The sequence below is a fragment of the Azospirillum sp. B506 genome, from assembly GCF_000333595.1.
In the GTDB taxonomy this organism is placed as follows: Bacteria; Pseudomonadota; Alphaproteobacteria; order Azospirillales; family Azospirillaceae; genus Azospirillum.
The window spans coordinates 1-9,550 of sequence record NZ_BADK01000211.1 but is presented as its reverse complement, the minus strand read 5'-3'; the positions used below and the strand labels follow the sequence as shown (position 1 = coordinate 9,550).

Genomic DNA, 9,550 nt, shown 5'->3' with positions numbered 1-9,550 from the left:
GCGCCTGCGGTGGCGAAGCAGGCAGGTAGGTCTGCAATGCGCTCCGTGACAGGCCGGCACCGAAAGCCGCGGCGGCGGCGCCCAACTGGTGGCCGGCGAAAATCCAGCCGAAGACCAGGTTTGCGCGATCCCGCCCGAAGCGTTCCGCCGTCAGGCGCACGGTCGGCGGCACGGTGGCGATCCAGTCCAACCCGTAGAAGACGGCAAAGACCGACAGTCCGTAAAGCGTAAAGTCTGAATAGGGCAGATAGAGCAACGACAGGCCACGCAAGCCATAATACCAGACCAGAAGCCAGCGGTTGTCGTACCGGTCTGACAGCCAGCCCGACCCGACGGTGCCGACGAAGTCGAAGATCCCCATCAGCGCCAACAGACCGGCCGCCTGCACCTCCGGTACGCCAAAGTCGACGCAGAGTGGAATCAGATGGGTCTGGATCAAGCCATTGGTGCTGGCACCGCAGATGAAGAAGGTGGCGAACAGAACCCAGAAGGTCCGTGTCACCGAGGCATCCCGCAGAGCGCCCAGCGCGGCCGACAGGATCGCGCCGGCCGGCGCGGCAGGCGGAGCTCCTGCGACCTCGCCGAAGGCGGACAGGCCGAGGTCGGCCGGACGGTCGCGCATCAGCGCCAGCATCGCCAACGCGGCCACGGCAATCAGGCCACACAGCAGACCGATGGCGCTGCGCCAGCCATAGGCCTCCGTCAGCATCGACAGCAACGGCATGAACACCAGCTGCCCGGTGGCGGAACTGGCGGTGAGCAGACCGATCACCAATCCGCGACGGGCGACAAACCAGCGGGTGGCGATGGTGGCACCCAGCACCATGGCGGTCAGGCCCGTTCCGAAGCCGACCACGAAGCCCCACAGCAGGATCAGTTGCCAGACCTCCCGCATCGCCAGCGACGCCAGCAGCCCGCCACCGACGAGCGTCAGCGAGGACAGCACCATGCGGCGGACGCCGAAGCGATTGATCATCGCAGCGGCGAAAGGCCCCATCAATCCGAACAGCAGGAGGCGGATCGCCATCGCGGTGGAGATATCGGCAGTGTCCCAGCCGAATTCCCGCTGGAGAGGCAGAAGCAGGACGCCCGGTGCCCCGACCGCTCCGGCGGACACCAGCATGGACAGGAAGGTGACGGCGACGACAACCCAGGCATAGTGGATGTCGCGCCGAGCCAAGGCGGCGGCAAGAGGGGTGGATAGCATCGGCCGGGACTCCGGTGGCTTGCCTGTTGTCTGACCCAGTTATTGGGCGGTTACGCCGCCATCGATGTTGATCGACTGGCCGGTAACGAAGCCGGCAGCGTCGGAGCAGAGCCAGAGCACCGCCGCCGCCACCTCTTCCGGGCGGCCGACACGGCCGACGGGATGACGCGGCCCCAGCACAGCCTCCACCCGTTCGGGACCGCCGAAGGAGGCCTGGGTCATCGGTGTCTGGATGATCGCAGGGCAGACGGCATTGACCCGCACGCCGAAGGCGGCGACCTCGATGGCGGCCGTCCGGGTCAGCCCCTCGACCGCCGCCTTGCTGGCGGAATAAGCGGCGTTGCCGGCCATGCCAATCTGCCCCAGCACCGATCCGGTGTTGACCACCGCGCCGTGCCCCTGGCGCCGCATGATCGCCAGCTCATGCTTCAGGCAGAGCCAGACGCCTTTGACATTGACCGTCAGTATGCGGTCGAAGGCAGCCTCTTCCATGTCGGTGATCGGTGCGACCTGATGGATGCCGGCATTGTTGAAGGCTGCATCGAGGTGGCCATAGTCGCGCTCGATCCGTTCAAACAGCGCGGCCACCTCGCCGGCATCAGCGACGTCGGCGGCCACGAAGCGGCCGCGGCCGCCGGCACGACCGATCGATTCCACCGTTTCAAGCCCTTCCGCCTCGCGCCGGCCGGTGACGATCACCGTCGCCCCGGCACCGGCAAAGGCAAGCGCCGTCGCCCGGCCAATACCAGACGTGCCACCAGTAACGAGCGCAACCCGCCCACTCATGTCAGCCCCGGTCGTGTTCATCACCACGCTCATGACCCTCTCCCGCCCTTCGTCCGTCTTCTGCGCCCGGGCCGATGCCGGACACCATTGATGACGACCATCATCATTCTCGTTTTTGATGATGTCCATAATGAAAACTGCGACCGAACCCGGAATCCAGGAACCTCAGCCATGCGTGCCTCGAATGGCGCATTATGCCGGGCGACACCACATGTTCGCGGAGCGGACAGGACCTGCGCCGAGCAGGCCACCCCGGCCCGTGCATGCCCACCCATTTGGGAGGCTTATTCTGGTCTTGGTTGCGACACAGCCGAACAGAGGCAACCGGAATGGTGCATGCCATCGACCCGAGCGGAAGTCACCGGTCCGTGGACGATGTCGCCGGGCATGTGATAGCGCCGACACAGGCCCCAGCCCTTCGGTTCAGTTCCATAAGGATAAGCTTGACCGTCGCCGCGCAACGGATCATGAAGGCGCGACCATACTCGTCCATGTATCCGCATGTATCGGGTGCCGTCGGGTCTTTCACTTTCTTTCGGTTGGGCGAATGTTGCTTTCGCAGCGCTTGGGCAGCCCAAGACTTGTCATCTCCCATCGGTACGGGTGCCGGCACGCCGAATGGCAAGCATTCGTTAACCATAAAGCGCCACAACTTGAGAGCGGCCCAATGCCGCGTTCAGCCGACCGCCGGGGCCGCATAACGATCGGGTCCGTTTGGCGCCACCGCGCTGATTCCCTTTGGAAGGCTGACACAGCGTGACTCTGCTGACTGCGCGGGCCAACGGCCCGACCGACGTTTCCCCGGCCGGTCAATCGACGATCTCCGCTCCCTGGACCGCCACTCCGACGGTCCCGACGCTGAGCGGCGTGGTGGATCCCTCCCTCCTCCGCGACGAGCTGCTGTCCGACATCCCACAGGCGACCGCCACGGCGCATCCGGATCGCACGGCCATCGTCTATGAAGGCCGGCGCGTCACCTATGCCGAATTGGACGCACGCGCCAACCGGGTCGCCCGCGGCCTGCGGGCGCGCGGAATCGGTCCTGGCTGCTTCGTCGGGTTGTGGATGGCCCGGTCGCTCGACCTGCATGTGGCCTTGCTGGGCATCCTGAAGGCCGGCGCGGCCTATCTGCCTTTCGACGCCGATGCTCCGGCAGAACGCGTCGCGGTCAGCCTGACCGACTGTGCCGCCCCGGCGATCCTGATCGATCTGGTCACCGGCACAAAGGCGGCGACGCTGGCCGACGCCGGCGCCGAGGTCCAGGTGCTGCGCATCGGCGACGTGTTGAGCGACGCGCTGGGAAGCGACGAGCGGCCGTTCGACCTGCGCGCCGACGGCGTGACGCCGGACAGCCCGGCCTATGCAATCTACACCTCGGGCTCGACCGGCAAGCCCAAGGGCATTGTCATCAGCCACCGCAACATCTGCCATTACCTGCGTGCCGCCAACAGCATCTACGGCATCACCGCCGACGATGTGGCGTTCCAGGGCGCGTCGGTGGCGTTCGATCTGTCGCTGGAGGAGATCTTCGTCCCCTATCTGGCCGGCGCCACCCTGTGGGTCGCCAGCCGCCAGGTGCTGGACGAGGCCGACCGGCTGGCCGACGTGCTGACAGAGGCCGGCGTCACCGTTCTGGATACCGTGCCGACCCTGCTGGCGATGCTGCCGAAGGACGTGCCGTCGCTGCGCGTCGTCATCCTGGGCGGCGAAGCCTGCCCGCCGGCGGTTGCCGCGCGCTGGTGCCGACCGGGCCGGTGCCTGTTCAACAGCTATGGCCCGACCGAGGCGACCGTCGTCGCCACGGTGGCCGAGGTCCATCCCGACACCCCCGTCACCATCGGCCGCCCAATTCCCAACTACACCTGCTATGTGGTGGACGAAACGCTGCGGCCGGTGGCTCCCGGCACCCAGGGCGAACTTCTGATCGGCGGCCCCGGCGTGGCCCAGGGCTATCTCGGCCGCCCCGAATTGACGGCGGAGAAGTTCATCGCCAATCCGTACCGCGCCGGTACACAGGATCCCCTGCTCTACCGGTCCGGCGACGCGGTCAGCGTCGATGCCGACGGCAACCTGCGCTTCCATGGCCGCATCGACGATCAGGTGAAGATCCGCGGCTTCCGGCTGGAACTGGGCGAGATCGAGGCCAAGCTGACCGACCTGCCCGGCGTCGCCCAGGCCACGGTGGTCCTGCGCACCGACAACGGCCTTGACCGTCTGGTCGCCTTCCTGGTCGCGCAGCCCGGCGCGTCCCTCGACAGGACCGCTCTCCGCGACGCTCTGCGTGCCCAGTTGCCTGCCTACATGGTGCCCTCGCATTATGAGCAGGTGGCGGAGCTGCCGCGCCTGACCTCCGGAAAGGCCGACCGCAAGACCCTGCAGGCGATGGCGTTGACCGAGGATGCCGGCGCCGGCGAGCAGGAGGAGCCGCGCAACCCGACCGAGGCCACCCTGCTGGAGGCTGCCCGCCGCGTCTTCCCCGGCCAGTCGATCCCGCTGGAAGCCGACTTCTTCCTCGATCTGGGTGGCCATTCGCTGCTGGCGGCGCGCTTCGTCTCGGCGGTGCGCGAGACCGCCGGGCTGGCCAGCCTGACCCTGCAGGACGTCTATGGCGCCCGCACCCTGCGTGGGATGGCAGAGCGGCTGGACGCCAAGGCGCCGGCCGGGAATGGCGCCAAGCCGGCCGACCTGTCCTTCGAGCCGCCGCCGCTCGGCCGCCGTCTGCTGTGCGGTCTGGCCCAGGCCGCGGCGCTGCCGGTCATCCTGGGGCTGATGACGGTGCAGTGGCTGGGCGTGTTCGTCAGCTACATGCTGCTGTCCGGCGAGGATGCCGGAATCTTCGGCGAGATCACCACGCTGTTCGGCGTCTATGTGGTCATAAACATCGCCACCGTCGCCATCGCCATCGCGGCCAAATGGCTGATCATCGGCCGGACCAAGCCGGGCCGTTATCCGCTGTGGGGCGTTTATTATTACCGCTGGTGGCTGGCGCAGCGCTTCATCGCGCTGGTGCATCTGAAATGGTTCCAGGGATCGCCGGTGATGCGGCTGTTCCTGCGCGCTCTCGGCGCCAGGGTCGGCGCCGACGCGATGATCGGCGAGTTCGAATCCGGCGCCATCGATCTGGTCAGCATCGGCCGCGGCGCCTCGACCGGCGGCAAGGTAAAGCTCGCCAATGCCGAGGTGATCGGCAACGAGCTGGTGATCGGCACCATCGAAATCGGCGACGATGCCTATGTCGGCACTTCCTGTGTCATCGGCCACGACGCCGTGGTCGGCAGGAGCACCGAGCTGGCCGACCTGACCGCGCTCGCCGCCGGTACCCACACCGGCGATTATGAACAGTGGGACGGTTCGCCCGCCCGCAAGGTCGGCACCGTCGACCGTGCGGCCCTTCCCGAGGAACCGCGCGCCGGCATCGTCAAGCGCGCCGCCCAGTCGCTGATCTATCTGGTCGCCCTGGTCGGCCTGCCGCCGGTGGCACTGATCCCGATCTTCCCGGCCTTCTACCTGTTCGACAAGCTCGACGCCTGGATGGGCGGGGTGTTCAAGGTCAACTATCTCTACTATGTCCCCGCCATCGCCTGGCCGACCGCCATGTTCCTGGTGGCCTTCACCGTGCTGCTGATCGCCGCCATGCGCTGGATCGTGCTGCCGAAGGTGGAAGCCGGCTCCTACTCGGTCCACAGCTGGTTCTACGTCCGCAAATGGGTCGTGGCGCTGGCGACCGAGGTCATGCTGGGAACCCTCAGCTCGCTCTACGCCACCGTCTACATGCGGGCCTGGTACCGCCTGATGGGCGCCAGGATCGGCCGCGATGCCGAGATCTCGACCAACCTCGCCGGCCGCTACGATCTGGTGGACATCGGCGAAGAATGCTTCATCGCCGACGAGGTGTTGCTGGGCGACGAGGACTTCCGTCGCGGCTGGATGCATCTGCAGCCGTGAAGACCGAGGCCCGCGTGTTCGTCGGCAACGACGCCGTGGTGCCGCCGGGCGCCTCCATCCCCACCGGCACGCTGATCGGCATCAAGTCCAAGCCCCCGGCGAATGCCGAGATGCAGGCCGGCGACACCTGGTTCGGCAGCCCGCCGATCAAGCTGCCGGTGCGCCAGAAGTTCGACAACGTGTCGGCCAACTGGACCTTCGAGCCGTCGCACGCCCGCCGTCTGGGACGCGCCGTGTTCGAGGCGTTCAGCCTGTCGATGCCGTCGATGCTGTTCATCACCTTCGGCACCTTCGCGGTGGAGTTCTTCGCCCCCGCCATCCTCGACCAGCGCTGGGGCGCCTTCGCCTGGCAGTTCCTGGCGGTCAGCGTCGCCATTCCTGCCGCGATGGTGCTGGTGGTGGCGCTGGTGAAGTGGCTGCTGATGGGCCGCTACGCCCCGACCATGAAGCCGATGTGGTCCTGGTGGGCCATGCGGACCGAGGCGGTGGCCGTGCTCTACTGGGGTCTGGCCGGCAAGGTCCTGCTCGACCATCTGCGCGGCACGCCGATGCTGCCCTGGGTCCTGCGCCTGTTCGGCACGAAGTTCGGCCAGGGCGTCTACATGGACACCACCGACATCACCGAGTTCGACTGTGTGTCGGTCGGCGACTATTGCGCCATCAACGCCCTGTCGGCCCTGCAGACCCACCTGTACGAGGACCGCGTGATGAAGGTCGGCCGGGTGACGGTCGGAACCGGCGTCACCGTCGGGGCCGGCGCCACCGTGCTCTACGATACCCATGTCGGCGATTTCGCACGCCTTGGCCCGCTGACCCTGGTGATGAAGGGCGAGGAAATCCCCGCCCATGGCGACTGGGTCGGCGCTCCGGCTGAACCGGCGCCGCAAGCCCATGCGGTGGTCGACAAACGGGTAAAGGCGGCGGCGTAAACACCCGGCGCCAGCGACAAGAAGAAAAGGCTGGTATTACCATTTCGGTGTACCGGCCTTTTCTTTTGCCTGTCTTCAGCCCTTCATTCATCTGACGACAAACCGTCGCGCACTGTTACTCGCGCCGATGGTTGTGTCCGCCCCGCAGCGGTGTATAAGGGGTGCCGAGCGCGGCCTGCCCCCTTCGCGCGCCCGGCCGGGCCTTGTCCCGCGGAGGCGAACGGCGGCCGTTGGATCGTCACGCCAGGTTCGTCACGCCAAAGATCGTCACGAAGGAACGCCCCAATGCCCGACGACATCGCCTCAGCCCGCGGCCTGTTTCCGCTCGCCAAGGACGACACGACCTACCGCAAGCTGACCTCGGACCATGTTTCGGTCGTCGAGTTCGACGGCGAGCAGATCCTGAAGGTCGAGCCGGAAGGTCTGCGCCTGCTGGCCGAGGCTGCCTTCTCCGACATCAACCATCTGCTGCGTCCGGGCCATCTGGCCCAGCTCGCCAAGATCCTTGACGATCCGGAGGCGTCGGCCAACGACCGCTTCGTGGCGCTCGACCTGCTGAAGAACGCCAACATCGCCGCGGCCGGCACCCTGCCGATGTGCCAGGACACCGGCACCGCCATCATCATGGGCAAGAAGGGCCGCCGCGTCTGGACCAAGGGCGGCGACGAGACCGCCCTGTCCGAAGGCGCCCGCGATGCCTATCTGAAGCGCAACCTGCGCTACAGCCAGCTGGCGCCGATCTCCATGTATGAGGAGAAGAACACCCGCAACAACCTGCCGGCGCAGATCGACATCTATTCCGAGGGCGAGGACTATTACAAGTTCCTGTTCATGGCCAAGGGCGGCGGGTCGGCCAACAAGACCTTCCTGCATCAGGCCACGCCGTCGGTGCTGGCGCCCGACCGGCTGCTGAAGTTCCTGGAAGACAAGATCCGCTATCTCGGCACCTCGGCCTGCCCGCCCTACCACCTCGCCATCGTCATCGGCGGCCTGTCGGCGGAGCAGAACCTGAAGACGGTGAAGCTGGCCTCGGCCCGCTATCTCGACAATCTGCCGACCGAGGGCGGCGAGGACGCGCACGCCTTCCGCGATCTGGCGATGGAGGCCGAGGTCCACAAGCTGACCCAGAACATGGGCATCGGCGCCCAGTTCGGCGGCAAGTATTTCTGCCACGATGTCCGCGTCATCCGCCTGCCGCGCCACGGTGCGTCGATGCCGATCGGCATCGGCGTGTCCTGCTCGGCCGACCGTCAGGCAGTGGGCAAGATCACGAAGGACGGCATCTTCCTGGAACAGCTGGAGACCGATCCGGCCCAGTATCTGCCGGAAATCGGTGACGAGCATCTGTCGGGCGAGGTCGTGAAGATCGACCTGAACCTGCCGATGGCGCAGATCCGCGCCACGCTGAGCCAGTATCCGATCCGCACCCGCCTGTCGCTGACCGGCCCGCTGATCGTCGCCCGCGATCTGGCCCACGCCAAGCTGCGCGCCCGCCTGGACGCCGGCGAACCGCTGCCCGACTATTTCAAGAACCACCCGATCTATTACGCCGGCCCGGCCAAGACGCCGGAAGGCTACGCCTCGGGCTCCTTCGGACCGACGACGGCTGGCCGCATGGACAGCTTCGTCGACCAGTTCCAGGCGGCGGGCGGCTCCATGGTCATGCTGGCCAAGGGCAACCGCAGCCCGGAAGTGACGGCGGCCTGCAAGCAGCATGGCGGCTTCTATCTCGGCTCCATCGGCGGTGCCGCCGCCCGCCTGGCCCAGGACTGCATCAAGAAGGTGGAGTGCGTCGAGTATCCCGAACTCGGCATGGAAGCCATCTGGCGCATCGAGGTCGAGGACTTCCCTGCCTTCATCATCGTCGACGACAAGGGCAACGACTTCTTCAAGGAGTTGAAGCTCGCCTGATCCGGGCTGACAGGATTTGAAAGGGGCGTGGGGCCTTGCGAGAGGCCCCGCGCCCTTTTCTCTGCCGGCTTGCAGGACGGCACCGGAGACGCCTATCTTCATCGCATCGGGATCGGGGTATCGGGATCGGGGAGAACTGTGCAATGGACGGTGTCTATGACCGGCGCGCGCCGAAGCGGGACATCACCTTGTCGCTGGACGAGGACATCCTGCAGCGCGCCCAGCCCCTTCCCGGCGACCTGTCGGAACGGGTCGAAAAGATGCTGGCCGACGAGGTGGCGAAGGCGGATCGTGAGGGTCGCCTGGATGACGTCATCGACGCATGGAACCGCTTCGATGAAAAACATGGGGCTTTCGCGGAGCAGCATGTCGACGACATCTTATGAGCCAGTTCGACGTGCACAGAAACATCGGCGCTGGCCGACAGACGACTCCTTTTGTGGTTGTCATTCAATCGGGAAGGTTCGACAGAGCACGCAGCCGCGTCGTCATTCCAATGATCGACAAGCGCGCGGAGCCGCCCATCGATCCTGAATTGAATTCATCTTTTGAAATCGATGGACGCTCGGTGGTTCTTCATCCACGACAGACCGTGACGGTCCGCACCGAACGGCTCGGCGAGAGGGTCTGTTCCCTCGCCGGCGACAGCGACCGCATCATCGCCGCCATCGACCTCCTGATTTCCCGTGCCTGGGGATGAGTAGCCCGTGACACCCGCCCAAATCCAAGACCGCATCCTGTACCGCGACGGGCTGATGCTGATCCTCGACAA

General features: G+C 66.3%; 7 protein-coding genes. 5 read left to right on the top strand and 2 right to left on the bottom strand.

Annotated elements, in window-relative coordinates:
- On the bottom strand, window positions 1-1,207 hold a 1,207-nt coding region (locus I71_RS07035), incomplete at its 3' end, for an MFS transporter (RefSeq protein WP_042693028.1).
- Between the two features lie 39 nt (window positions 1,208-1,246).
- Window positions 1,247-2,026: an SDR family NAD(P)-dependent oxidoreductase gene (locus tag I71_RS07030; RefSeq protein ID WP_244433687.1), complete on the bottom strand. Its 780-nt coding sequence runs from the start codon at window positions 2,024-2,026 to the stop codon at window positions 1,247-1,249.
- Window positions 2,027-2,749: 723 nt separating this feature from the next.
- Here I71_RS07030 and I71_RS07025 point away from each other — a divergent pair.
- The 5 genes from I71_RS07025 to I71_RS07010 all read left to right on the top strand — a co-directional run bounded on the left by I71_RS07025 (window position 2,750) and on the right by I71_RS07010 (window position 9,478).
- Window positions 2,750-5,938, top strand: coding sequence for a non-ribosomal peptide synthetase (locus I71_RS07025; protein WP_244433686.1), 3,189 nt, complete (start codon window positions 2,750-2,752; stop codon window positions 5,936-5,938).
- Window positions 5,935-6,867 carry a hypothetical protein gene (locus I71_RS39555; protein WP_244433685.1) on the top strand — a complete coding sequence of 311 codons (933 nt, stop codon included), beginning with the start codon at window positions 5,935-5,937 and terminating at the stop codon, window positions 6,865-6,867. The genes I71_RS07025 and I71_RS39555 overlap by 4 nt, the downstream gene beginning before the upstream one ends.
- A gap of 285 nt (window positions 6,868-7,152) precedes the next feature.
- On the top strand, window positions 7,153-8,778 hold the full coding sequence (locus I71_RS07020; protein WP_042693018.1) for a fumarate hydratase: 1,626 nt from the start codon (window positions 7,153-7,155) through the stop codon (window positions 8,776-8,778).
- A 143-nt stretch (window positions 8,779-8,921) separates the two neighbouring features.
- On the top strand, window positions 8,922-9,164 hold the full coding sequence (locus I71_RS07015) for a type II toxin-antitoxin system CcdA family antitoxin (RefSeq protein ID WP_042693014.1): 243 nt from the start codon (window positions 8,922-8,924) through the stop codon (window positions 9,162-9,164).
- On the top strand, window positions 9,161-9,478 hold the full coding sequence (locus tag I71_RS07010; RefSeq protein WP_042693001.1) for a CcdB family protein: 318 nt from the start codon (window positions 9,161-9,163) through the stop codon (window positions 9,476-9,478). The genes I71_RS07015 and I71_RS07010 overlap by 4 nt, the downstream gene beginning before the upstream one ends.
- The last annotated feature ends 72 nt before the right edge of the window (window positions 9,479-9,550 follow it).